Origin of the sequence: Olivibacter sp. XZL3 (assembly GCF_004368405.1) — a bacterium.
In the GTDB taxonomy this organism is placed as follows: domain Bacteria; phylum Bacteroidota; class Bacteroidia; order Sphingobacteriales; family Sphingobacteriaceae; genus Olivibacter.
In genome coordinates this window covers 1-24,883 of record NZ_SBJH01000056.1, presented here as the reverse complement: position 1 = coordinate 24,883, position 24,883 = coordinate 1, and the positions used below count along the sequence as shown (strand labels likewise).

Sequence of the window (24,883 nt, the reverse complement as noted above, 5' to 3'; positions counted from 1 at the left end):
CTGCTAAAACAATTTAACAGTGGTTCTGAGGCTTTAATAGTCGACATGATAGTCCTTCCTAAACGGTTCACCTTTCCAAGCCTTCAACATCGTCCACGCTTCAAAGGGCGCAGACCAGAACGGATGCGTTTCGGGCAAACCTAAGGGTAAAAACGACAAAGATGTTAGATACATACTCCCCGTGTTGCTGTAGCTATCTGCCAAACCGGTTTGTTGATCACCGATAATTCCGAGCGTTAGCCAACCCTCTTTCGTAAAGCTTTGCGGAATAAAAACGCGTTTCTTTACGGCAGTTATAGCGCTTCTAACTTGTGCCGGCTTAATCCATTCAGGCAAACCATCTTCCAGGGCCAGCTGGGCTAAGGGCTGAAAAATAGCGGTACGATACGTGGCGGATCTACCGAAGATCGGATACGTCCCTTCCGGTGAAATCATGCGCTCCATAAATTCGGCGTAACGCTGCATCCGTTTATAAGCTCGACTCAATTCCATCGGCTCGCGGCGTCCATGAGCTACGTTTACCCGTAAAACATCAACCAGCATGGGCTGTATCACAAAACTATTGTAGTAGTCGAAACTGAAAACGGCTCCATCGCTATACCAGCCGTCTCCTTTATACCATTCCTCGATTTTCTCTAAAGCGTAGTCAATTCTTTCTTCAGCAACTTTTTCTCCGACACTCAACAAGAAAGTCTCTAACATAGCCGCAAAAAGCAACCAATTACTTTCAAACGGCTTTACGCGCCGAAGCTCTTTAAACTCATGGATTAATTGCTTCTTCGTGGTTGCACTTAAAGGATCCCACAAGACCTTGGGCGCTTTTATTAAGGCTTGCGCTAAGAATGCCGCATCTACCAGTGGCTGCGAACCGCTGCTCCAACTGAGATAGTCGGCGCTCCTTGGGTCGACCCCCTGAGCAATCGCCTCCTGCAGTTGCTTCTTTAATCGGGATTGAATTAGCCGCTCCTCGCCAGAGACCTCCACCAAGGCTAGCCACGGCGCCATCCCTACGGCCAAACGGCCTAAAGCCTCCAGATAGCCTACGCCTACATCACGATTATCCCATACGGGACTTACTTGCATGTCCATATTTTTACGCAAGAGGCCTTTACTCATATTGCTGAGTACCGGACTGGCAATCTTATCCAATAAAGATACCCAGTAGGTGCGGTCGGCAATAGCATCCCTTAAGACAGGTGCTTCTTGAACTTCGGCATTGGCAAGTAAGGCCGAGGGGCTGCAAACACCCGCTAATCCGAATAGGTACATTCCTTTTAAAAGGCTTCTTCTCTTCATGTTGGCTTTTATGTGGTTATCTCCCAAAAATATAGAATTACCACTTAATATCATCGCGAAATTAACAATAGCCCGTGAGACGAAAACTAAAACGAATGTAAGCAATCAAAGCGGGCTAAATCCAATCAAAGGCGACACTAGCCTTGTTTAGAAAAATCGATGACATTAATAATAGGAGTCGGTTCACTTCCATTCAGTTTACACAATAAATTCGCCGATTTTCGGGTTGTTGCACCCGCTTTAAAGATATGAATGTTCATATCTTCAAAGGGAACCACCAACAAAGAAGAGTCGAGCGTTAAAAAGTCAGGGGTGCTTATGATTACATACGCGAAATATTCCTTAAATGTTGCAAGCATTGCTTTCAACTCCGCTTTCGCGAAAAAATGTTGTAAAGTCCAGTAGTCGCTAAATTCAGCGGTCCGAGGGCCCGGCTCATCTCGAAAGGCTTTAACAAGCTTCACTATAATTTCACTATGCGGCTGCTTCTTTGCGGCGTGAAGAAGATCGCTTTTTATGCGTTCTGCGTTGTTGATAAATTCCACCAAATCGTATGCGTATGCGCCTCTTAAATTTGAGCAGTCCAATTGATCGCAGAAATCGATATGGAGCACATCATTGCCTAATTTAGCCAGCAATGATCCAAGCTGCAGGCTTATCGCAGATTGTTCGCTATCTGCTCCTGCCGAATAGCAGGTAAGCAAACTGTGCCCATCTGCCGCTAAATGGCCTACCGCTTTTATCAACTGTTCATAATTAAAGGCAATAAGCTCCCTGTTCACATTTTTATTGAGTTCTACCTGACTGTTTTTTGCCGGATCGAGCATTTCGAGATCTTCAAAACGTTCAATAAAAGGAGATTTATACTTTCTAAAGAAGATGACAAAAAATGGTATCATTCCTAAGAGCAGGATCAGCAGGAACGTGTTTAATAAGGGCTTATACACGTTTCCTTGAAGGAAAACACGGTTGAACGCGCTAAATTCAGCCCTTTGGACCTGGGGGGTAGCCAACGAATCCATCAAATCGTTTACTTGCGTTTGACTAAGTTTCTTTTGATAACGCTCCAGCTGACCAGAATAGGTTTCAACAATGGAATCGCGCTTATTGAGCATGGCAAGAAGCTTTTCTGACGGTTGCTCCACACGAGCCCGTTTAGGTTGCCGCTTTTTATTTGCTTTAAGAAGCCCCTTTTTTTCGCTCTCCAACTTAGCGATGAGGTCGTCGCGTAAACGCTCAAGTGGTTTAAAATAAGACACATCATAGGGCGATTTTTCCCTATAGGTTTTCTGAAGATTAGCCAGCTCATCGTTATACGACCGTATTTGTTGCTCCAATGCAGCATTATTGATAAAGTAGGCTGGCAATTGATTAAACTGATTGAGTGGTGTCTTTAGGTATCTTAAAATGGCCTCAATTTTTTTAATAATAAGCCGTTTATTCGTGTTAGAAATTAGATTTACCGGTGACTCCTGCGGAAGGCCTACCGTCTTTTTCTCTGTCTGCATTTGCCGATCAATTGTCCGGTTTAATTGCAAAAGCAGACTGTTTGTCGCCGAAAGGCTATCTTCCAACAGTAACAAAGCACTTTTACTTGTTGTGAATTGCGGTACTTCTCGACCATTCTTATAGAATGTATGGCTTGTAAGAAAGGTATAAATCACTCCGCCTCCAATAAACACACCTATCAATAATAAAATGAGTCGTTTCTTGTTTCGATAAACTTCAATACTTTCTCTTGCTATGGCTATTACTCTTTTCCTGCTAGTCTTCTGCATTACGCCCTTTTCGAACTACTACGAAAAAAAACAAGTTCTAGTTTACGGCGACTTGAATTGTATATCAAACAGTATACTGAATAGTGAAAAAATGACTATCTACCCAGATTGAAGCCGTGCAGTTTGAAATAAATTCGATCGGCATCGGGCTCCCGTCCCTTGACAGAAGGCCGATGCCGTTTGACAAAAAACGCATTAGCTCTGAGGGCTGTACGCAATTTTGTAGATCGTTCCTTGAAGATCATCGCTCACATATAAGGTACCATCTGGGCCCTGGGCCAATCCGCAGGGTTTATGCTGGCTCGGGCCACTTGGATTTTCCAGATCTATACCAGCAAAGCCATCTGCGAATATCTCCCAATCTCCGCTAGGTTTACCGTCTTTAAAAGGCACAAACGCTACGCAGAAACCTTTATGTAGTTCCGGAGATTGATTATGAAAAGCTACAAAAGCGCCATTCTTATATTTCTCGGGAAACATATCGCCCGTGTAAAAAAGCATTGCATTGGGGCCAAGGTGAGCTGGAAAGGCCAAAGCCGGTTCCAGGTATTTATTATCTCCCTCTTTTTTACCATCTCCGCCAAATTCCGGCGCTTGCAATTTTTTATGCTGGACATGATCATAGTAGATATAAGGCCAACCCGCATCAGCCCCTTTCGATAACTCGTATAATGTTTCTGCAGGATAGGTCGCTGAATAGCTTGCATCGAAATATAGAGGGAATTTTTCGTGAAAATTGCCTCTACCATGTTGTAGCGCGTATAACGAGTTGGACACATCATTCCATGCAAAGCCCATGACACCCTTTAATCCCGTTGCATACCGCTCTCCATCGCTATAGCCTTGCCCTAGCTTATCCGCTTTAAATTGCCATATCCCGGCGACAGAGTCCAATAGCGGACAAGATTTACCATCTTTAGTTTCGTCTGCGCAGGCATCTGAATAAGAGGCAACCGCAACGTATAAATTTCGTTCCTTATCGATCACCAATGGCTTCGCACCGTCAATGGCGCGCGCAACCAAACCGTCCACCACTACTTCCGGATGGTCCGCATCGATCACTTGCTGATGTTCGTCCAATTTGTATCGGTATACGGTGGTATTGGAAGACGCATACAAGTAGTTTTCATCCATCAAAATACCTGTACCGGTATAATTTCCAAAAGCTGTCGTTTTGTCGATGACGCCATCTCCATCGGTGTCAGACAAACAATAAATCCCCTTCCCGTCTTTTAATCCATTCAACTTGACATATACGTCCCCATGTTGACTGACTGTAAGGTGGCGCGCCGCCCCTAAAGAATCGGCAATAATCGTAGCGGAAAAGCCCGGTTCTAATTTAAGATCTGCCTGTTTGGGTTCATTCTTCACTGAAGACGAACAGGCAACACACATACCGGCGAATGCCAATGCACCCGCCATTTTTGCTAGGTTTTCAACCATTGTTTTAGCTGTTTATTTTAGTTTTAATCCGACACCTAACTATTTAGGTCTACGAATGTAAATCTAAAAATATCCAGCAATCGATGCTTAAGCACTTTGTATCTTTTGTGTTGCAAAATCTCGATTATTGTCTCCTCTGGTTATTTTTTCACAGGTTAGAGACCACTAATCAAAAAACGGCTCTTCGTCAATTTTGTCAGCCGATCTCTTCAGAGAAAAGAGTCATCAACGCGCTTTATCCTAAAAGTTCGGATCACAATCAAAAAAGCCAGATTGGATAAACTAACCTATCTCCACCCAACGCTGTAGATTGAGGAACTATGTTAAACTTTCATAAACCGCTCATTCGGTTTAAAATCGGTGGTTCCTCCTAAATTGCACATGACAAAAGTGCCTCATTGAGACATGCATGTATTTACCAAAATCTAGCGTAAATGACCGATAGCAATAAAATAATCGTAATACTTAAAATAACAGTAGACGGTTCCAACTTAAACATGGTTTTGTCTAGTTCAAACGCCTTCGGACTTATTCTTGGTCCGAGTAAACTTACACCTACCATGATGAGCACCGTCGTTAAAAACGACCAGCCTAAACATATAAAGAAGGGTATTTCATAAATGCCATCCGAATTTCTAAAGGCGGAATATAGCCAAGTTTCAGGTCCCAGCAATGACACCGCTAGTTGATTGAAGAAAATAGAAGCGGCAAAGCCTGTTAGTATGCCTACCACCGCCGCGGTCCCGCTGGTACGTTTCCAAAACATTCCCAGTAGAAACGTGGCCAGTACACCCGGACTTATAAAACTAGAGTACTTCTGCACAAAAGTATAGCCGCCCTCGCCGCTGATACCCAACAAGTCGTTCCAGGTGAAGGCGATACTTAAAAGCATGGCAATAACGACGGTAATGCGACCTGTTTTTACCATTTTCGCTTCATCTGCCTCTTTATCTAAATACTTTTTGTACACGTCCATTGTAAATATGGTAGATATGCTGTTTGCCTTCCCCGCCAAGGAGGCAACAATAGCAGCCGTCAATGCAGCAACGGCTAGACCTTTTAGTCCAGCAGGCAGAAATGTGAGGATAGAAGCATAGGCCGCATCCTTATGCTGACCTGTCATAGCGGGAAGCATGCCATTTTTATATAACACATAAGCAATGATTCCGGGCAGCATCACGATAACCGGCATTAAAATCTTCAATAAACTGGCGAATAAAATACCCGTTCTGGCCGTCTTCAAGTCCGCCCCCAAGGCCCGTTGTGTGATATATTGATTGCAACCCCAATAGTTCAGATTACTAATCCACTGACCTGCAGCATACATACCAAAAGCAGGAAGAATGAGGTATTTATCTACATATTCTTGTGGAGCCGCGGCTGTCGGTTTCTTAAACATTAAGTGAAAGTGATCAGGAGCCTCTTTCAACAGCACATTAAATCCGGCCAGCGCGTCTTTACCCAAACCGAAGTTTTGACTTACAATGGTTAAAGCCATGTAGGTTGTCGCTAAGCCTCCAATAATCAATACCGCTACCTGAATCGCGTCGGTATAGCCGATCACCTTCATTCCTCCCAACGTTATAAAAATGGCAAATAAGGCCAACACTAACATAATCTCATGAAAGTAAGCGCCTCCCAAAAGGCCGTTTATAGCCAAGGCGCCCAAATATAAAATGGACGTGAGGTTAACAAACACATAGAGGAAAAGCCAAAAAATGGACATGATCAAAGCTACCTGCTCGTTGTAGCGCATTGTCAAAAACTGAGGCATGGTGTAAATCCTGTTTTTGATATAAACAGGCATTAGAAAAATAGCCACAAGTATCAATACCGCCGCCCCTAGCCATTCATATATGGCCACCGCGATCCCGGCAAAAAAGCCATCGCCACTCATACCAATAAATTGCTCTGCCGAAATGTTGGAGGCAATAATGGAAGCGCCGATAGCCCACCAGGTGAGCGAACCTTCCGCTAAGAAAAAGTTTTTCGTGCTATTTACTTCTGTTCTTTCCTTTCTTTTATAAATCCAATATCCGTAGGAGACGATAATCACCAAGTAAAGAGCAAATACGAGATAGTCCCAAAAAATGAGTTGATTCGGCATGGACAGCGTTAAATATTTGGATACGTTAACTTTGTTGCGAGCAAACATAGAGAAATTGGATTGATATTACAAAGACGCCTTCATGATAAATGTTGCACGCCATAACGATAGCTTAATTCACCGAAGACTCGCTATCTCAACTAAAACACATTAAAAGCCACTATTATTTTTTTTTAAAATAAAGTATAGTATATTAGTAGACTTTTTATATATTTGCTTGTATTAAGATTGTCTTCTCTTCTCATATTAGGTTTTATAATTGGTTAGCTCAGCGTATCCGCCCATCGGATACGCTGTTTTTCCGTAAATAAATCAGTCCCGTCATCGCTAAGCAATAAACTGGGCACTTCCTTTATTTATTCCTTAGGTACACTAACTTTGCTGCCTATTTATTGACTGACCTGTTTAGTCGATGCTCACTACATAATGATTACACATGAAAACGATAGAGAACAATACTTTTTATTTTTACTGGATTACATCACAGATCATGTACGGCAAATCGAAGTAAGCCGCTAACATTTACAGGTCTTGCGTGTTAAATACGAAGGAATTGGACGCCGGACGCCGATATTCACAAAACGATTAGACATGAATGTATTAGTCTTTAATGGTGCCTTGGAAAAGCGAAATACCGGTACCTCTAAAATAATCAGCGGTTACTTCAAGGCGCAGCTCGCCAATGCTGGTGCCTCGGTCACTGAATTTAACCTGGCCGATGCAGACATTCCTTTTTTTGACCTCAGTCTTACCGATATCCCGCAGGCGGTAAAATCTATGGTAAGCATTTTTACGGAAGCCGATGCACATATCTGGTTAACACCTTTATATCACGGCGGTATGACGGGCATTATGAAAAACTGCCTGGACTGGCTTGAAGTCAATAGTAAAGGAAACCCTCCCTATTTGACGAACAAGACGGTTGGACTAGTGTGTTGGGCGGGTGGCGGACATGCCATGCAAGGAATTAATGCGATGGATGCGGTGGTAAAATCGCTACGGGCCTGGACCTTGCCTTATACGGTCCCTGTGGTGAGGGACGACCTTTTCACTACAGAGGGCGACTTACAGACGATCTACAAGGAGCGGTTCAATTTGATGAGCCGCCTCCTGCTCGAATCGCCTCACGTTGCTCGACCTTCATAGGTTGTGATGGTGGATGAAAGGAACTATTTATCATCCGCCAAGCTTTCCAAAAGGAGATAACGATCCCGGTGTTCTTCTTTTATGGCCTCGCTTAGCGTGTCAATATGCATGATTTCGGCCACTGCACCTTTTTGAAGCGGCGGCCACGGGGGCACTCCGAGTCCATTTGGATTGCCAACCTTGATGAAATTCGTAAAGTAGGTTTGTAATATTGCCGACACCTTATAGTCTTCTGGCTGCCAATCGTATACCCTGTTTGAAGGCAAATTACCAAGTGCATATTCAATTTCTGCCGAATGTACCGCTCCGGTGGCCTGCGGCGCCGACTGTTTCTTTGCCTCTTCGCCCTTAATTACGCCGCCCGCTAATCCGGCAACCGCATCGCCCATTTCAGCGCGCATTGTTGGTCTGGGCCGTGCATATAGATAACGATATACCGGGCTGCCACCCGTTTGGCTATGTAAGTCCGACCACCGCCAGGTGCCGTAGGCAATAAACTGGTCTCCTGCGAAATCGGTAGCCACCTGTTCTACATCCCTATCGGTAGTTACCTTATAAACATCAAGCAGTGCTTTGGCATCCTTGCCAAAACGTTCGCTAACCACTTTAGAAAAGTTTGCAACCGTAGGCTCCAAGTTGCCCAACAAAGCGCGGTAGTTCATCTCTTCAGAGTTCCAGCCTACTAATAGAGGTACTTTGGCTTGTTCTCCGTCCTTAAAAACTTCTACCGGATTCTTTTGGAATAAATAACCATCGATATTTACGCTAAAGCTTGCATCCGGACGAGCGGTAGCTTCTAATAGCTTTTCAGCAGAAAGCGCTCGCAAGGCTTTTAAAGACTGAGCACCGATGGACATAGCGAAGGCCTCGCCCTTGTTTTCCGATTCGGCTAAAGTAGGTAGCGGTCTGTTGCCCAACAAAGAACCACTTTCACCAATGGCGCCACGAAACAAGTCCTTCGATAAAGGGGAGGCCATTTGTGCGCTCACCGAAAACGATCCAGCTGACTCGCCGGCGATCGTAACCTTGGCTGGATCTCCACCAAAGGACGCTATATTTTCTTGCACCCACTTTAAAGCCGCATATTGATCTAACAGACCGTAATTTCCCGAAGCCTTAAACGGAGACTCCTGCGTCAATTCAGGATGCGAAAAGAATCCAAAAATATTCAAACGATAATTGACGGTGACGGCCACAATGCCTTGTCGCGCCATACTTTCGCCATCATAACGTGGCTCAGACCCATCGCCGGCAATTAGTCCACCTCCATAGAAATAGACCAACACCGGTAGTTTTTCTTTAAAGGTTTTCGCCGGTGTCCATACATTTAAGTAAAGGCAGTCTTCACTCATACCATTTGAACGAAAATTCATATCCCCGAACACCGGGCGTTGCATCGCTCTTGGGCCAAACTTATCTGCTTTTCGTACTCCTTCCCATTTGCTTACCGGCTGCGGTTCCCGCCACCGCAAATCGCCAATGGGAGGAGCCGCGAAAGGAATCCCTTTAAAGGTGTATATTCCCGACTCGTCAAGGCCTTCCAGCACACCGTGCTGAGTGTTGACTTGGGGATATCTGCGATTTGCCGCTTCCTGCCCGAATACAGCCGAAATACAGAAAAATATGAAAGCAAACATCAAGAATCTCATAGCGAATATAATCAGTTCTAAGAACGCAATTTAACCAATATAAGGAAAAGCACAAATGAAAAATTAAATACGATTTATTCAATCCCACTTCACCCAATTAGTGGCTGTCCAATCATCCGTTCCAATGGCGCCTCTAAAGGACACCTGATCAAAGAAATCATTAAGATTGCTTTCCGAAAATTTGGCGCCGGTAGAGGCGGGGGAATCCGGCTGCAGGCCCAATTGAGGAGCACCGCTTTGAGGAAACACCGACGACAGTTTCAAAGCCGATACGGTTTCTATAACCGTGTTTCGGTTATCCTGATTGGTAGCAAAGGAAGTCAGCGCAGGATCCGCAAGCACCTTGTCCAACGACACTTCTTGCCCATTGTGATCCCAGGTGAAGGAACGTGTATTATCTTCGCAATAGACCAAGTTAAATTTGAAGGTCGACTGATGAGATTCCATCAACAAGGGACGTGTTTTATTACAAACCATAAGTCCTCCTTGCGGATAATTTGCTACTATGGAATTGTAGATAGAGAAACGGGTATTCTTCCGTATATAAACGCCTTGATTTAAATTGGTGTTTGTTGCATTGCCAGACGGCCCAATAATGGTGGCATTCGATATTACCGGATGTGTATACGGCGTTTTACTGCTTGCATCCGCATCGTTTAAGCTTTCTATCCCATTTGCCCGAAGTGCCCGGTCGCCCGCGCTATTACGATAAGAAATGATAAACTGTAAGTTACCCTGATAGCCGTGATCGAAATCGTAATCATCATCGCCACTGTTATAGGCGATCAAATACTTGGCTCCCACATTTCCTCCAAAAAACTGGAAGGCGTCGTCGCGCGAATAACTTACCATAACATGACTCAGCGTTGTTTTTGAGCCTACTGCACCTAAACAGAGTCCGCTTACTTTATCTAATGCCCATTCATCCTCCCCTTTTGCATTTAAGCCGCCACAATAGGCGAGTCGTAGGAATTGGATGGAGCCAGAATCATCGTCTTTGTCACTCCCTCCACAGTTGGCCAATTTGTTATCAATTCCCGGAACTTGTAACGTCTTACTATTAATAGGCGCTTTACCTAGAATCACCAGCGCTCCCCAGTCGCCCGGCAATTTCTCAGTTGCTGCTGATGTAAATAAGACTGGCTCCTGGTCTGTCCCATTAACAAACAATTTGGCTCCGGGTAAAACAACAAGACTTCCTTTATTAGAAGCGCTATCTGCTTTTTCCACATAAATTGTAACGCCTTTCGGAATCGTTAAAGAGGCGTCTTGGACAAAAACTTGCCCTTTCAGCAAATAATTCGCATTTTCTTGGAGCACTATATCGCTGGAAATAATTCCTTCGAGCGTGTCAATATAATGGGGTGTGAGTGCATTTTGGTTCACACCGTCGTCCTTTTTACAGGAATAGATTATTACTGAGAATAAAAGAAACAAAAAGCTGATGCGTGTCATATAATTTTACAATATTTTACTTTTATAGGATTTAACCCAGAATACACATTAGCTCATGAACTGCAATGAAATGCTCCTTTACATCCATTTCAATAGCTCATTCGCCATACCCGGTATGTCTCATTCCCTATTTCATACCTATTTTTTCTGAGCGTGTTCGTTTTCAGAGGCCAGAAAGAACCTTTTGTACGAAACTCGTAATTCGTTTGCATACCTGCATGAAGGTTTTGGACATTCCCTTTCGTTTTAATTCCTAACGCGTAATCTGGGTTAAATAGGCGCTAAATATAGCGCTGAATTGTTTCTTATGACGTCCGCAAGCAAACTTCGTATAGTACATTGAGCAAAATTGGGAAATAAAGTAAAGGTCCTTCTACTAAAGATAGCTCAACACATACTCAACTTCATTTTTTAGGGTGTTTATCATCGGCTCAACTTCCCATAGAGGCATCAAGCTGGTCTCAATTTCATAAGCGACTTTGTGCATTGCCGAAAACCCCATCATAAGCGCGGTAGCACGAATTTTATGCACGGTGTGCTTAATAGCGGCCATATCCTTTTTCTCAGCAAACAGTTCGACTTCTATCAAAGCTTCCATTAGTGTCTGTTTTGCGACGTCTACAATTTCAACAGCATCTTCAATCTTCACGTTCAGCACTTTAGACAAACGCTCACTTAAATTAAAAAGAGTCACCGGTTTTTGTTCTTCTACACAGGTAACCAACTGCTTCTGTTCCTCTGTTAGCCACTTCTCTAACACGCCTCTCAGCGCATCCTGTAAAATAGGTTTACTCAGATAGTCATTCATACCGATGGTCAGGCACCGTTCCTTTTCACCGTTCATAATGCCCGCTGTAAGCGCAATAATAGGAACTTCTTTTCCCTCATTCAAGGATCGGATTGCAGTGGTGAGTTCAAATCCGTCCATTCCGGGCATTTGTAAATCGGTTATCAGAAGATGAGGCCTATACGTTTTAAACAAGTTGAGTGCTACCTGTCCATCGCCTGCTTCCAAGAGTCTGGCGTTGGGCATGATATTATTGAAATAAGATTTGAGTAAGAGCATGTTGGTTTGATTATCCTCTGCCAATAGGATGGATACGTCGCGTGTCAAATGACCATTAGCGGTCGCCGGTAATGGAGGCCGCGTTTTCGGGCGGTCGCCTTTCGCTATAGCACAAAGTTTCAAATCAAAGTAAAACGTACTGCCACGGCCTATTTCACTTTTCAGTTCTAACTTACTCCCCATTAATGCGAGCAGTTTGTTCGATACGGTGAGTCCTAAACCTGTACCGCCGAACCTTTTTATGATAGAAGAATTCTCTTGTACAAAGGCTTCGAAAATCTTCTGGCGATTTTCTTCAGCTATTCCCGGACCAGTATCCGAAACGGAAAACCGCAAAATCATTTCCTTGTCGGAGACCTGATGTTCCAATTGAATACTTAGTTCAACGTTGCCTTTTTCGGTAAACTTCAAGGCATTGCCGAGCAGGTTAAAGAGTATCTGGCGGAGTCGTTGTCCGTCTAAGGCAACCAGTTGCGGAACCTTTGTCGACAGAGCAAGTCTGAAATCAAGCCCCTTTTTATCGGCCTGATACTGCAATGTCTCGACCACCTGCTTAGCTAATTTTTTTAAATCAACCGACTCTATTGTCAAATCAAGCTTACCGGCTTCGATTTTAGAAAGATCTAACAGGTCGTTTATTAGTTCAAGCAAAGATTGTCCGGACTGAAACACGGTATTCACGTATTGTGTTTGCGTTTCATTTAGCGGACTGTTTAATAAAAGATCAGTAAAACCGATAATTGCATTCAAAGGAGTCCGCATTTCGTGACTGATATTAGCCAGAAACTCGGACTTTGCGCTATTGGCTATTTCTGCCTGCTCTTTAGCCGCTTTATACGCACGCTCTTGCTCTTTCTGTAAGGAGATATCTTTAATAATACATAATATGCTCTTTTCGCCGCCCAAATCAGTAAAAGCAACGCCTGTAATGAAAACCCATATTCGCTCGCCATCCTTCCGGATATATTCCTTTTCGTAATTATCAAATCTTCCGAAATCATACAGTTGCTTCATCTGCAATAAATCGGATTCCCGGTATGCTTCGGGCGTGAGATCCGTAAAAGACAATTGAAGCAACTCTTTTTCACTATATCCCATGAATAAAGAAATAGCTGGATTCACTTCGAGGTATTTTCCGGAAAAATAGTCAATAAGGGCAATCCCTACAGGACTATTGTGTAGAATACTTTTGAACTTAGTATTAAGCGTCCGTAGCTCCTTTTCTGCCATGAAATTTTCGGTATTGTCTCTGCACAACACCATCACTTTATTGTCTTCAAAGGGCACTACGCGAGCCTGATAGTATTTCCTTTCTCCATGAAGTTCCAAATCATACGCAAACTCAACTAACGAGTGAGTATGAATTGACTGTATTATTTTCTCTTCCATAAGCATGCCCAGCTCGTCGGGAAAGATCTCCTTCACCTTTTTTCCAAGAAATAAGGTAGGCTTCGTATATAGCTCCTGTTCATGCGATTTGTAATCCAGGAATTCACCATCCTCGCTTAAAACAAATAACAAATCTGGTATACTGGCAATAAGTGAACGCGCATAGTTTTCGCTCGACCGTAAATTTTCCTGTAGGCGCTTCTCATTGGTGTTCTCTAAATGCGTCCCATACATCCATAAAGGAGCGCCGGCTTCATTCCAAGTCAAAATCTTTCCTTTAATGAGCATCCAAACCAAATCGCCCGATTTATGTTTCATGCGGAGCTCGCACTGAAAAGTATCGATTTTCCCCTCGTCATAGTCGCGCCAAGCGGCCGTTGCTCTATCTAAATCTTCCGGATAGATGAATTCTTTAAATGCCGTGGCGGTAATCGGCTGTACTTCATTTAACTGATATCCTAAAAAAGAGGCCCATTGCTCATTTAAGATGATTTCTTCTGTTTGTACATTCAATTCCCAGGTACCGAGATTTGCTCCTTGCAACACATACTTAAGCCTTTGCCGCTCTTTTATTAAGTTGTATTCCGCGTTCTTCTGATCGTGGATGTCTTGTATCAAACCATAAGCTCCAATACAGTGTTCTCCCTTATATTGTGGAATGCCTATAAACCGAACCCACCGCAGCACCTTATCAAACGTAAAAAGCGGAAACTCTTCATCTATGCGCTGTTCATTGTTCGGATTAGAGTCCCTTAGTCCATTAAGAAGCTTTTCGAAGTGATTCTTATCTTTGGCCATTGCAATAAACCCATCCAACGCTAGCCGCGTATCGTTTAGACCAATAATCTCTTTCGCGAACTTACTTAGATTAATCGTACCATCTTTAAAATTCATATCCCATTGACCGATTCGAGCGGCTTCATTTGACTTTTCCAACATCCGTTTTGTACGGTCAAGGGAAGCAAGAACGTTGCTTTTCCAATGTTCGGCAACGATTGTCAGGAAAAAAATACAGGTCATTAGCCCAGCCATGGACACAAAAAGGTGTATGTCTGCCAGTTCTGCTGTTATCAAATTTGGAAACGTGTAATGATTGGAAGCCAGCACAGTAAACACCGACAGAATGAACAGCATGGTGCAAAACCACCCTTTTGTGGGCTTCGCATTACCAAACAACAAAATTGATATTAAAGGGGGTAATGAGAGCCATGATGTAATGGGCGAGTACAACCCGCCTGTAAAATACATTAACGGCACAAACAGGCAAAACGTGATGATGAAAATCAGAAAGTGTACTGCATAGACTATCCGTATTTTTTGCCTTTGTATAAGCCCTCTGAAAACGACGATAAAAACCAAAAAAATCGCGAGAAAAACTGCCAAAAAGGCGCTTCGCAAAAGACTGAAAATAATGAAATAACCGGTTGTTAATAACACACTTAGATCGACCAGCCCTACCAACATCTGCTTTTTGGAAAGAAAGATTTCCTTCAACCCCAAGTTTCTTTTCAGTTGTTCTAAAAAATCTTTCATAGATGGCTTCCGTATAAAGATAAATAATCCATTTATTTAGCGCCAAGATAAGACAATTGCTTACATTTTTCTATTACAATAGGCGTATTTGCGCCTTTTTGCTTCGCTTCACACAAAAGCAGCTCACTACTATAAAGAAACTATATTAAAATGGAATTAAAGTTGCGTTCCGCTTGCGTTAAACGTGTTGCACAATAAAAAATGTGCACCTTTTGGAAGCCGACAGCGCTTGGCTACTACTTTTTTTTCATCAACCGCTGTTTTAATACCAAAACATTACAAATTGTCTTATTTTTTTTCTATCATTACGGCTTTCATAAATTAATTTAACCTTTACTCGAAAAAATGGAAGAAATTGCCAATTACATCAATGATATTATCTGGAGCAACGCATTAATTGTACTGTGTTTAGGTGCTGGGATTTATTTTTCTATCAGTACAAGGCTGGTGCAACTCAGGTGTGTCAAAGAAATGTTGAGGCTTTTATTTGGGAGCAAGTCGTCCGATAAAGGCGTCAGTTCTTTTCAAGCCTTTGCCATTGCTCTATCAGGCAGAGTTGGTACAGGCAACATTGCCGGGGTGGCAACTGCCATTGCCATGGGGGGACCAGGGGCAATTTTCTGGATGTGGATTATTGCGTTTCTCGGTTCCGCCTCCGCTTATATAGAAGCGACGCTTGGCCAGCTCTATAAGAGCGAAATTGACGGACAATACCGAGGCGGCCCCGCCTATTATATCGAAAAAGGCTTGGGAGTAAAATGGTACGCCGTGGTCTTTGCGCTTGCTACCATCCTGAGTACAGCGGTATTTCTTCCAGGCGTTCAAAGCAATAGCATTGTGGTAAGTTCGGAGCATGCATTTGGCATTCCAAATTATATAACAGGGATCGTGGTTGTGTCACTATTAGGGCTTATCATTTTTGGCGGTGTAAAACGAATCGGTAAGGTGGCTGAATTGGTCGTCCCCTTTATGGCTGGCGCTTATATCTTGATGGCGCTGATTATCATCTTTCTCCACATAAAAGAAGTACCCCAGATGTTCGGACTCATTTTCCGTTCAGCCTTAGGAATGGAACAGGCCTTCAGTGGTATATTCGGAATGGCTGTTGCCTGGGGCGTTAAACGTGGAATTTACTCTAACGAAGCCGGACAGGGCACCGCACCGCATGCAGCTGCCGCTGCTGAAACGAAACATCCTGTTACCCAAGGTTTGGTACAGGCCTTCTCTGTATATGTTGACACGTTATTTGTGTGTACAGCTACGGCCTTCATGATTTTATTTACCGGCAAATACAACATAAAGAACCCTTCGGGAGGCTTCTTAGTCGAAAACCTACCGCGGGTCGAAGAAGGACCTGCTTTCACGCAATACGCTATCAACACACATTTTCCATCGGTAGGCTCGGGGTTCATTGCCATCTCACTCCTATTCTTTGCCTTCACAACCATCATGGCCTATTATTATATAGCCGAAACCAATTTAAGTTATCTGTTAAAGAAAACGGAAAAAAAATGGATGCTTACCCTATTGCGTGTCCTCTTTTTGGCGGCCACTTATTACGGCTCCATTAAAACGGCGAAGTTGGCGTGGACTTTTGGAGATATCGGGGTGGGCTTAATGGCTTGGTTAAATATAATAGCCATTTTTTTACTGCGTAAGCCTGCTCTTAAGTTGTTGAGAGATTACGAAGAGCAGCGAAAGCAAACGATGGAACCTGTATTCAATCCCGAAAAATTGAATATGGAACAGGCAGATTTTTGGGTGTCGCGAAATCGCGAACACAAGCAGACTAGTATCTACCTTGATTCCATTGCTGATAAATCTTCATAAGCTGCGGAATATGTAGTATCTTTGCGCCCTCTTTTACAAAGATAGACCGCATATTATGGAGCAAAAGCTGTATACAGTTAATTTTTGGCTGCTTTGCGCCAGTTCTCTCTTATTTTCGGCTAGCTTCAACATGCTGATACCGGAGCTACCTGCCTATCTTAGCAGTATGGGAGGAGCGGAATACAAAGGCTTAATCATTGCCCTATTTACGTTAACTGCCGGCATTTCAAGGCCCTTTAGCGGAAAGTTGACAGACACTATTGGTCGTGTGCCCGTAATGGCTGTCGGTTCAACGGTATGCTTACTTTGCGGATTCCTTTATCCTGTGCTTAGCAGCGTGTCCGGCTTCTTATTTTTGCGCCTGCTTCACGGCTTTTCCACCGGTTTTAAGCCCACTGCAACAGCGGCCTATGTTGCGGATATTGCGCCTTCTTCCCGGTGGGGAGAAGCACTGGGAATTCATGGGCTATTCTTCAGCACGGGAATGGCAATAGGGCCGGCTATTGGCAGTGCCATCACGGCGAGCTATTCAATTCATATCCTTTTTTATTGTTCTTCGCTTTTAGCGTTTCTCTCTATCGGCATTCTACTTAATCTGAGAGAGACCCTTACCAGGAAACAACCCTTTTCTTTGCAGGCGGTTAAGCTAACTAAAAATGACATCATTGATGTTAGCGTACTACCCGCTGCTGTTGTAACGCTGCTCGCCTATTTCGCTTACGGCTCGATATTAACGTTAATTCCCGATTGGAGCGAACATATTGGACTACAAAACAAGGGCCTGTTCTTTATGGTTTTTACTATATCGTCTTTATTGATACGTTTTGTTGCCGGAAAGACCTCCGACAGATACGGGCGGGTATCCGTTATCAAGGTGGGACTGCTGATCCTCATTCTTTCGTTATTAATAATCGGCTTGTTTCAAACCGTGAGCGGCCTGTTATTAGGCTCGTTGGTTTACGGATTTGCGACTGGTTTATTATCCCCTGCTACCAACGCATGGACGGTTGATTTAAGTGATCCCGCCTACCGCGGAAAAGCAATGGCGACCATGTATATAGCGCTTGAAGCCGGCATTGGCTTGGGCGCTCTTCTTTCTGGTTGGTTTTACCAAGATGATTTATCAATGATTCCTTCCTTGCTATTTTTAGCAGCAGCAATAGCCGGTATCGCCTTATTGTATATCTTTATACCGAGAAAAAAAAGGGCAAGCAATCAGTAAATTTTAAGGAGAGCAACAGCTGCATTCCCATAAACATTTGGGCGCTATATTAGTTTATATAGTAATTCGGCTTAAGTCGTCTTATATAGTAATTCGGCTTAAGTCGTCTCGGCAAGGCCATCAGGCATCGTTCTATATATAATTCCAACGAACAGATGCCCAAAAAGACCTACACGCAGCGATGCGGTTCCCTTGAACCAGATTACGCGTTAGGAATTAAAACGAAAGGGAATGATCCAAACCAGGCATGAAATAGGAATGAAGCATACCGAGGTATGGCGAATGAGCTATTGAAATGGATGTAAAGGAGCATTTCATTGCAGTTCATGAGCTAATGCGTATTCTGGGTTGAAAAGGAGTACAAAGCATTTAATAGGTTTTCTTATGAAAATATTTCAACAGCAAGTACAGATCTCAAGAAAAAAACGCGGTTTCCATCTCATTACTTCAGCTATTTTGGAGGCCTGCCCCTTTATTAAAGAACTTAAATCGGGCATGTGCCAGGTATTTATCCAACACACATCCGCAGCATTAACTATAAATGAAAACGCAGACCCTACTGTACGGGAAGACTTCGAAACTTATTTCAGTAAGGCTGTGCCGGACAACGATCCAGACTACCTCCATGATTACGAAGGACCTGATGACATGCCGGCCCACCTCAAAGCATCTTTACTTGGCAGCTCGGTGTTAATCCCGATTCAGCAAGGAGCCTTTGCGCTCGGTACTTGGCAAGGTATTTACCTTTGCGAACATCGCGATAAAGCAAGCGCCAGAAATCTAATTGTTACGGCTTGGGGCGAATGATTTATGCGACTCCCCTTCTATAAACACCGTACCTTCTCCTTCAAATCCAATCGGATTCTCGGCTTCCTTCTCCCCTAAGAAGTAGGTATTATTGCGCAGGGTTAAGTTCCTCGGATTAGTGGATATCAGCGCCAACGTCGAACGGTTTGCAGTATCGGAAGCCAACGTGTTCTTGATAATTTTTAACTGCTGCGATCCTGCATCTTTAATGCACACCGCGGTAGATTGTATTTTATTCGCCTCAATAACAACGTTCATCGCTTCATTATGTACATATAAGGCGTCACTTTTATTGGTAGAAATCTGGTTTCCAGACAAAACGGCTCCGTTTACCTTCCATAAAGTGATGCCACCCCGAGGCGAACTGCTCGACAGGACATTGTCTTTGAAAATAAGCTGACCATTCATTCTAACATTGATATTGCCTTTTAAATCATTGGCCATAAATACTAAACTGTCTACCATGATTCCGTTTGGTATGGCTAAATAGCGAATATTATTGGAATCGAGCATTAATTTTTTTGCCTTCAAATCCGACAGCAAGCGCAGGCCTGCGAAGGTGTTTTTATATAAATGAATTTGCCCTTGACTACCCACTATTTCCGCAAAATTATCGGCGTTGTTGTTGAATACTTGCACCGAATCGCAGTCTCGAAGATAAACTGCAGGTCTGTTGCTGCGACTTGATTTATTATTCCTTACAATTACGTTCTTGAGCCCAACCAAGGTGGCAATACCCGAACCATCACGGGTTTTTTCACCTTTTACCCATCCATTGTCGTAACTTGTATTTCTTTCTATCACTGCAGCCAAATCGATCTGCCTGGACATGTCGGGGTTGTTAATATCTATTGCGTCTGCCGCGTTCGCAAAAATTAAATTATCGGTAATGCGGTATTTGTTTTCGAGGCCTATGCTTCCAAAAGCCACCTGAATACCGCTCATGCCGTTATGACTGATCTTATTTCGGTTTAGCACCACATTAGCACAGCTATGTAAGAAAATACCATTTTCGCCATTATGATGAATGCGACTTTCGCTGATGGCGACATCGTTACAGGTTTGAAGTCGAATGCCGGTACCTCGTTGATAGTAATTCGGACTTTTCCTTCCCATTCCGTAGTAGGCCAGCTCTACGTTCTCTATCTTCACATTTTTACTTCGAAACAAATAGATGCCCGAGAAGGAATAAAGTTTAGTAGAATCACCAAAGGACGTGACATCCTGAATGATTATATCTTCCGCATTATCCAAACGGATCGCCTCACCATAAGTAGACGCAATGAACCGAAGAGAAAGGCCCTTCACTTTTTCACCATAAAAAAGCGGGTATTGGGAATATTGCTTTCCCATCGTAAAATTTTCCGCAGTGTCCGGTCGGATTTGCTTCAGGGTGCCTGCAGTATGAATACTGACGCCATTTCGTAATTGCAAAGACCGCACATTATAGACACGCTTAGCCAGCTTGACCGTATCGCCGGGCTGTGCCTTATCTAGTAAAGCTTGTATATATTTGGTATCATCTTCTTCTATTTTAGTCCTTTTTGCGGGTGCTCCCGTCGTTTCTTCTTTTTCTTGACCTAAACCTGTATGAATATTCAGCACTATCAACAAAGAAAACAGGGTTACGGCTAATAATCTATTCATGGAACTTCGCTTTTTATGTAAGTATCTTATCGTAAACGCAATATATGTTAATTATTAACAATAAACCATGATTATTATTTTAATTCGGGACAAAAGAACTCAAACTATGACATTAACACTACAATTCTAGTAAATAGCAATTCGGTGTGTCCGTTGTATATAAGGAAGCTTTTCCTTGCTGGCACTTCTTTGAAAACCGATGTCTTTAGAGGCTCTAACGGGCATGTGACAGTCAATACAGTTTTCTTTGGCAATTGATAAAGCTTGTTTGTCTAAAGATGCATGCTGCACCTCTTGGTGACATCCGACACAGCTTTGTGAATAGGTGGCCAGCGTAGGCGCTAGCTCGCCGTGTGTCTTGTGGCAAGTGCCGCAATCTAAACTGCTCAATTGATAGCATTTGCTTGCGATTAATAGCTGTTTCTGTTTACCGTGCACATCCGGATCCTCTCCGGTATAACTGGTATATTCAGGCAAGTTACTAATGGTGTCGCCCGGTTTGAAAAAGAAAGCCGAGTTCGACATCTTCAGATTGATCCCCGAGTGACAAACAGCACACATATCCACTTTTTGGCTACGCGACAACTCGCGATATTTAGCCATATATCTCGCTTCTTTCTCCTTTGGATGCGCCTGATGGAATTGCACATGCTCGGCGGCGGGCCCGTGGCAACGCTGGCAGTCTATACCGGCAATCAGCGAATTCTTCACAAATTCTTCCTCCAATTGGAAGTTAGCAGATGAAATGATTCTCGACTGCACGAAAGAACTATGACATTCCAGGCAGCGAGTGATAATGGCCCTGCCAAAATAGATCTGTTCACTTGGAAATCCCGGACTGTTCACCCATTCATGTGATGGCACTAAATAATTTAAGGGCATCTGCATCAGTTTGTTCCCATACCAGAAAGCGAAGGTATAGGCGCTTTTACCGGCTCCAAACACAATATCAGCCCGTTCTTCTTTTAAGTTTTTTTCATTCACGTAAGCCACTTGATACAAACCGTTCGAGCGGCTTTCGATACCAACTTTCGTTTTCTCGTTGAACACAAAAGTTCCGCTGTCTATGCCCATACTGTCGGTGCTATGCGGCGTGTACAACTCTTTGCTCGTATTAAAATGTGCGTTATGCAGGTAGCTCTTTGCAATATCTTGATGACATTGTACGCAAGTTTCACGATGGGCATATTGCTTGCCTCGCATGTCAGCAATTTGCTGTTCCGTACATTGCATAATGGCTATCGATAATGAAATACCGAAAAAAAGAAAAGTGATCAACGGCTTACGCTTCCCTTGCTTTTTAAGCATAATTGTTTAGTTTTCTATCATAATTGAGTAACGGCCTGCATTTGCGTGAAATGCCCGGGAAGATACGGATTTCGTGGAAAATACCAGGACTTCTTATGCGATATTCTTTATCGGCAAAACACTTGCCTTTTTTGGCTTATTATCTGAGGTAAGAAGCCGCCGTATGCAGTAAGCACACCGGACTAAAAAGATTTTTATTAACCGCGCGAGAAACTGTATTTTCGCTATCAACAATTGAGGAAGCACTAATTCTTGATATTTTGTATTCTAAAGAGGAAGTATCGAAAATAAAACAAACGTTCTGGACAACCTTCGGGCAGTATATGACCTCGATTCCTTCATCCGATGGAATGCGGATCAACTGGATCAACTATAAAACAGGCTTTAAACATCTGTTTTTTAAAATGGACGTAGGTAAAAAGGACGCCTCGATTTTCATTGACATCAGCCATCCCGATCTCGGTATACAAGAATTGTTTTTCGAACAGTTTAAGGAGTTTAAGAAGATCTTGGAGGGAACCTTAAATGAGGAGTGGATATGGGAGCTCCATACGACTGATGAACATGGCAAGGTGATTAGCCGAATCTATAAGCAGCTGCAACCGGTAAGCATATTCGAACAAACGGATTGGCCTGCAATTATCTCCTTTTTAAAACCGAGAATTATGGGGCTTGACGAATTTTGGAGTATGGTCAAAGACAGTTTTGAGGCCTTGAAGTGATTCCCTTACGGTCGTTTTATCCTTTAGCGCTGCACGGGGTCGCGAATACCTGAACCAAGATAACACAAAGGTTACATTGCCCATTTCGCATTTATCACTTAAAAGCTTAACTTTCCAGTCGAAACCACTGATAAGTAAGTCCATTACGCAGTGACAATAACTTATTAATAAACTAAGACAAGCATATAGTACTGAACCCGTTTAAGACGCATGCTTCTCGATAAGTGTGTGAGGGTTCCAACCGATTAAAACATGAATTCAAAAGAAGTTTCCAGAAGATTATTTTTGAGAAAAGCCATGATGCTTTCTGCTGCTGCGGCTGTTGCTCCAAACATCCTGAATGCAAATGCTCGTTCGCTAACGCCTACAAAGATGGCTAAGGCAAGCGAAAAAGTGAATTTGGCCTGCTGCGGAATTGGGAATAGAGGCGGTGAGATTATCCAGGAACTGTATAACACTGGCTTGGCAAATATCGCTGCATTCTGCGATGTAGATATGGGGGCTCCGCATACCGTCAAGACCCTGCAGCAATTCCCCGATGTTCCGCGATTTAAAGATTTCCGGGAAATGTTTGATAAAATGGGAAATCAAATCGAGGCCGTATCCGTCGGCGTTCCAGACTTTTCGCACTTCCCTATTTGCATGGAGGCGATGGCAAGAGGGATTCATGTATACGTAGAAAAACCAATGGCGCGGACCTTCAATGAATGCGAGTTGCTAATGAAAGCGGCGAATAAATATGGAAACGTGGTCACCCAGATGGGGAATCAGGGCCATTCCGAAGCCAATTATTTCCAGTTTAAAGCATGGGTCGAGGCAGGGATTATTAAAGACGTAACCGCTATTACTGCTCATATGAACTCTCCGCGTCGCTGGCATGGTTGGGACACAAACATTACGCAGCTTCCGCCCGCTGAGCCTATTCCCGAAACTCTCGACTGGGATAAGTGGCTCACCACAAGACCTTTTCACGATTACAACCACGACTATGTAAATGGGCAATGGCGCTGCTGGTATGACTTCGGCTTGGGTGCATTGGGCGATTGGGGCGCGCATATTTTGGATACAGCGCATGAATTTCTAGACTTAGGTTTGCCCGAAGAGGTGAACGCTGTCAAATTGGAAGGCCATAACGACTTCTTTTTCCCACAAGCCTCTACCTTGTCTTTCAAGTTTCCGAAGCGAAGAAAAATGCCCCCGGTAGAGGTTACCTGGTATGATGGCGTAGACAACCTTCCTCCTATCCCGGAGGGTTACGGCGTTTCCGGCTTGGATCCGAACATTCCGCCACCAAGCACCGGAAAAATAGAGCCTGCCAAACTTAACCCGGGCAAAATTATCTATAGCAAGGAATTAACTTTCAAAGGCGGGTCTCACGGTAGCACATTATCGATTATTCCGGAAGAAAAAGCAAAGGAAATGGCTTCGAAATTGCCGGAAGTACCGCCCACGCCATCGAATCATTTTAAGAATTTCCTGTTGGCGTGTAAAGGAGAAGAGAAAACACGGTCGCCTTTCCATATTGCTGGTCCTTTGAGCCAAGTGCTATCTTTAGGCGTGCTTGCTCAGCAATTAAACACTAAATTGCTACTCGATCGGGATAAAAAAATTATCACCAACAACAAGACAGCAAATGAGTTGTTAATAGGCCCTCCTCCTAGGAAAGGCTGGGAAGATTACTATAAGGTTTAAGTACCGCAGCTGTCTAAAATGTCGTCATCTTTGATCAGAAGGAAATAGCGCAGGGAAACCGGACGGTGACTGGCTTTTTAGACAGCTCTTATAATCATAAATTAAGAAGGCATAAGCTAATTCTTCGGAAAGCTGTTTGCCGCTTTCACCTCTTCTATCTGCTCCGTATGCCTTAAGCAATGCCCCACAATATACAAAAGCATTCTATATGCATCCGCATATTCCTTCGCCGGCGTAACTGTTAAGTGACTTCGCAAATCCTCCATGGGCGTATTGCGAATAAAATCCAGCGTACCAGCCCGTTGCTTTTTAAAATCATTTACCACTTCGCTTAAGTGATAGCTTTTTTCATCGGGCTGCAAAGGCGCCGGGGCTTTAAATTTATGCGTTCGATCCTGTATCATAACAATTACATCGCTGTCTTTTCCTTTTAACGCGCCTCGCTTTTCCGGATTGGCAGGCTGTTTCATCAAGTCCTGCGCCGTACCAAGCAACATACTTTCCGTCTTTACAATATGTTCCACACATTGGCCGATAGACCAGCTACTTGTATCTGTCTTGAAATTGAGTTGCTGATCGCTTAAACCAGTTACATCGCTCAGCAAACGTGCCTCCGTTTGCTGAAAAACCCGCAGCAATGAATCTTTATCACTAGCGGCCGCCTTTAATGCTATCGACGAGCATAGCAAAAAAGCGATTAAAACCATCGATCTTTTCATATACTCTAATTAATTACAAGTTTTTGGGCTACTTTTTTTCGGAGCCGGTTAAATTTCTTTCTCTTGGATCAAGA

The 24,883-nt window shown here is 43.5% G+C and carries 16 protein-coding genes; 6 read left to right on the top strand and 10 right to left on the bottom strand.

Annotated features, from left to right (window positions below; translation table 11 throughout):
* Positions 1-33: 33 nt before the first annotated feature.
* From EPX21_RS11950 to EPX21_RS11935, 4 genes are all read right to left on the bottom strand, one after another.
* Positions 34-1,296: a DUF2264 domain-containing protein gene (locus tag EPX21_RS11950; protein WP_134089927.1), complete on the bottom strand. Its 1,263-nt coding sequence runs from the start codon at positions 1,294-1,296 to the stop codon at positions 34-36.
* A 137-nt stretch (positions 1,297-1,433) separates the two neighbouring features.
* The gene (locus tag EPX21_RS11945) at positions 1,434-3,074 is read right to left on the bottom strand and encodes a hypothetical protein (protein WP_134089926.1); all 1,641 of its coding nucleotides are present in this window, start codon (positions 3,072-3,074) and stop codon (positions 1,434-1,436) included.
* Positions 3,075-3,269: 195 nt separating this feature from the next.
* The gene (locus EPX21_RS11940; RefSeq protein ID WP_134089925.1) at positions 3,270-4,517 is read right to left on the bottom strand and encodes a sorbosone dehydrogenase family protein; all 1,248 of its coding nucleotides are present in this window, start codon (positions 4,515-4,517) and stop codon (positions 3,270-3,272) included.
* A 415-nt stretch (positions 4,518-4,932) separates the two neighbouring features.
* Positions 4,933-6,624, bottom strand: a complete 1,692-nt coding sequence (locus tag EPX21_RS11935) for a sodium/solute symporter (RefSeq protein ID WP_134089924.1) — start codon at positions 6,622-6,624, stop codon at positions 4,933-4,935.
* 591 nt (positions 6,625-7,215) lie between these two features.
* Between EPX21_RS11935 and EPX21_RS11930 the strand changes: the two genes are divergently transcribed.
* Positions 7,216-7,770, top strand: a complete 555-nt coding sequence (locus tag EPX21_RS11930) for an NADPH-dependent FMN reductase (RefSeq protein ID WP_134089923.1) — start codon at positions 7,216-7,218, stop codon at positions 7,768-7,770.
* Between the two features lie 23 nt (positions 7,771-7,793).
* Here EPX21_RS11930 and EPX21_RS11925 read toward each other — a convergent pair whose 3' ends face one another.
* The 3 genes from EPX21_RS11925 to EPX21_RS11915 form a co-directional block, all read right to left on the bottom strand.
* A complete protein-coding gene (locus EPX21_RS11925; RefSeq protein ID WP_240768666.1) occupies positions 7,794-9,407 on the bottom strand; it encodes a carboxylesterase/lipase family protein in 1,614 nt (537 codons plus the stop codon).
* A 90-nt stretch (positions 9,408-9,497) separates the two neighbouring features.
* Positions 9,498-10,874: a hypothetical protein gene (locus EPX21_RS11920; protein WP_134089921.1), complete on the bottom strand. Its 1,377-nt coding sequence runs from the start codon at positions 10,872-10,874 to the stop codon at positions 9,498-9,500.
* A 376-nt stretch (positions 10,875-11,250) separates the two neighbouring features.
* Complete coding sequence (locus EPX21_RS11915) at positions 11,251-14,862, bottom strand: PAS domain S-box protein (protein ID WP_134089920.1); 3,612 nt, start codon at positions 14,860-14,862, stop codon at positions 11,251-11,253.
* Positions 14,863-15,207: 345 nt separating this feature from the next.
* Here EPX21_RS11915 and EPX21_RS11910 point away from each other — a divergent pair, with 345 nt between their 5' ends.
* The 3 genes from EPX21_RS11910 (at position 15,208) to EPX21_RS11900 (ending at position 18,721) form a co-directional block, all read left to right on the top strand.
* Positions 15,208-16,692, top strand: coding sequence for a sodium:alanine symporter family protein (locus EPX21_RS11910; protein ID WP_134089919.1), 1,485 nt, complete (start codon positions 15,208-15,210; stop codon positions 16,690-16,692).
* A gap of 55 nt (positions 16,693-16,747) precedes the next feature.
* On the top strand, positions 16,748-17,914 hold the full coding sequence (locus EPX21_RS11905) for an MFS transporter (protein WP_134089918.1): 1,167 nt from the start codon (positions 16,748-16,750) through the stop codon (positions 17,912-17,914).
* 384 nt (positions 17,915-18,298) lie between these two features.
* Complete coding sequence (locus EPX21_RS11900; protein ID WP_134089917.1) at positions 18,299-18,721, top strand: secondary thiamine-phosphate synthase enzyme YjbQ; 423 nt, start codon at positions 18,299-18,301, stop codon at positions 18,719-18,721.
* Here EPX21_RS11900 and EPX21_RS11895 read toward each other — a convergent pair.
* Both EPX21_RS11895 and EPX21_RS11890 read right to left on the bottom strand, forming a co-directional pair.
* A complete protein-coding gene (locus tag EPX21_RS11895; RefSeq protein WP_134089916.1) occupies positions 18,695-20,368 on the bottom strand; it encodes a right-handed parallel beta-helix repeat-containing protein in 1,674 nt (557 codons plus the stop codon). The two genes, EPX21_RS11900 and EPX21_RS11895, sit on opposite strands and share 27 nt — an antisense overlap.
* 126 nt (positions 20,369-20,494) lie before the next feature.
* Entirely contained in the window at positions 20,495-21,676 is a 1,182-nt protein-coding gene (locus tag EPX21_RS11890) for a cytochrome c3 family protein (protein WP_134089915.1), read from the bottom strand.
* 260 nt (positions 21,677-21,936) lie between these two features.
* Here EPX21_RS11890 and EPX21_RS11885 point away from each other — a divergent pair, with 260 nt between their 5' ends.
* The gene (locus tag EPX21_RS11885) at positions 21,937-22,398 is read left to right on the top strand and encodes a DUF4268 domain-containing protein (RefSeq protein ID WP_134089914.1); all 462 of its coding nucleotides are present in this window, start codon (positions 21,937-21,939) and stop codon (positions 22,396-22,398) included.
* 252 nt (positions 22,399-22,650) lie between these two features.
* A complete protein-coding gene (locus EPX21_RS11880) occupies positions 22,651-24,090 on the top strand; it encodes a Gfo/Idh/MocA family oxidoreductase (protein WP_134089913.1) in 1,440 nt (479 codons plus the stop codon).
* Positions 24,091-24,206: 116 nt separating this feature from the next.
* Here the strand turns inward: EPX21_RS11880 and EPX21_RS11875 are convergent, their stop codons facing one another.
* Entirely contained in the window at positions 24,207-24,809 is a 603-nt protein-coding gene (locus tag EPX21_RS11875; RefSeq protein WP_134089912.1) for a DinB family protein, read from the bottom strand.
* Positions 24,810-24,883: the final 74 nt, after the last annotated feature.

What these genes read in the sequence shown, in the direction of transcription:
- EPX21_RS11910 (WP_134089919.1), top strand. Translation starts at nt 15,208, where the DNA reads ATGGAAGAAATTGCCAATTACATCAATGATATTATCTGGAGCAACGCA.
- EPX21_RS11875 (WP_134089912.1), bottom strand. Translation starts at nt 24,809, where the DNA reads ATGAAAAGATCGATGGTTTTAATCGCTTTTTTGCTATGCTCGTCGATA.
- EPX21_RS11920 (WP_134089921.1), bottom strand. Translation starts at nt 10,874, where the DNA reads ATGACACGCATCAGCTTTTTGTTTCTTTTATTCTCAGTAATAATCTAT.
- EPX21_RS11940 (WP_134089925.1), bottom strand. Translation starts at nt 4,517, where the DNA reads ATGGTTGAAAACCTAGCAAAAATGGCGGGTGCATTGGCATTCGCCGGT.
- EPX21_RS11915 (WP_134089920.1), bottom strand. Translation starts at nt 14,862, where the DNA reads ATGAAAGATTTTTTAGAACAACTGAAAAGAAACTTGGGGTTGAAGGAA.
- EPX21_RS11880 (WP_134089913.1), top strand. Translation starts at nt 22,651, where the DNA reads ATGAATTCAAAAGAAGTTTCCAGAAGATTATTTTTGAGAAAAGCCATG.
- EPX21_RS11945 (WP_134089926.1), bottom strand. Translation starts at nt 3,074, where the DNA reads ATGCAGAAGACTAGCAGGAAAAGAGTAATAGCCATAGCAAGAGAAAGT.
- EPX21_RS11900 (WP_134089917.1), top strand. Translation starts at nt 18,299, where the DNA reads ATGAAAATATTTCAACAGCAAGTACAGATCTCAAGAAAAAAACGCGGT.
- EPX21_RS11890 (WP_134089915.1), bottom strand. Translation starts at nt 21,676, where the DNA reads ATGCTTAAAAAGCAAGGGAAGCGTAAGCCGTTGATCACTTTTCTTTTT.
- EPX21_RS11950 (WP_134089927.1), bottom strand. Translation starts at nt 1,296, where the DNA reads ATGAAGAGAAGAAGCCTTTTAAAAGGAATGTACCTATTCGGATTAGCG.
- EPX21_RS11930 (WP_134089923.1), top strand. Translation starts at nt 7,216, where the DNA reads ATGAATGTATTAGTCTTTAATGGTGCCTTGGAAAAGCGAAATACCGGT.
- EPX21_RS11925 (WP_240768666.1), bottom strand. Translation starts at nt 9,407, where the DNA reads ATGTTTGCTTTCATATTTTTCTGTATTTCGGCTGTATTCGGGCAGGAA.
- EPX21_RS11895 (WP_134089916.1), bottom strand. Translation starts at nt 20,368, where the DNA reads ATGAATAGATTATTAGCCGTAACCCTGTTTTCTTTGTTGATAGTGCTG.
- EPX21_RS11905 (WP_134089918.1), top strand. Translation starts at nt 16,748, where the DNA reads ATGGAGCAAAAGCTGTATACAGTTAATTTTTGGCTGCTTTGCGCCAGT.
- EPX21_RS11935 (WP_134089924.1), bottom strand. Translation starts at nt 6,624, where the DNA reads ATGCCGAATCAACTCATTTTTTGGGACTATCTCGTATTTGCTCTTTAC.